We start from the raw sequence: 655 nt of genomic DNA, 5'->3' as shown, positions 1-655 counted from the left end.
TTTTAGTCCAGTGTACACAAAAACCCTGAGCAGTAGACTTTTTTAGTGTCTACTACTCAGGTACAGTTTAACCTGGCGCGAACGAGTCGCGCCAGGTGGCCTCTTTCTTATAAATCTACTGAGTTATGTCCCAGCCTCTTTTCATTTTAATGTGTACTAACTATCAAACATGTCTTCTTAACGTTCGTTAACGGGAATTACTATTAGAAAAATCATTTTATGTTTTTCATTCAAATATTCACTTGAATATTAACCAAGGAAAGGTATATACTATATTCAAGTGAACACTTGAATATCAATGGGGTGATAATGTGAATAAGAAAGATACTTGTGAAATTTTTTGTTATGACGAGGAAAAGGTCAATCGAATACAAGGTGATTTAAAAACAATCGATATTGTTAGTGTTGCCCAAATGTTAAAAGCAATTGCGGATGAAAATAGGGCAAAGATTACCTATGCTTTGTGTCAAGATGAAGAGTTATGTGTGTGTGATATAGCAAATATTATTGGTATTACGGTGGCAAATGCTTCTCATCATTTAAGGACCCTTCATAAGCAGGGGATTGTAAGATATAGAAAAGAAGGAAAACTAGCGTTTTATTCGTTAGACGATGAACATATTAGACAAATAATGATGATTGTACTAGAACATAA

The 655-nt window shown here is 33.9% G+C and carries 1 protein-coding gene; it reads left to right on the top strand.

What is annotated here, in order from left to right:
- Positions 1–311 precede the first annotated feature (311 nt).
- Positions 312–655 (top strand): Cd(II)-sensing metalloregulatory transcriptional repressor CadC (gene cadC / locus RT52_RS11295; protein WP_034817426.1); only part of this gene is annotated, 344 nt, incomplete at its 3' end.

It is taken from the genome of Exiguobacterium alkaliphilum 12/1 (assembly GCF_000714435.1).
GTDB lineage: Bacteria > Bacillota > Bacilli > Exiguobacteriales > Exiguobacteriaceae > Exiguobacterium > Exiguobacterium alkaliphilum.
The sequence above is the reverse complement of the archived record's forward strand: the minus strand, read 5'-3'. Positions and strand labels throughout refer to the sequence as shown.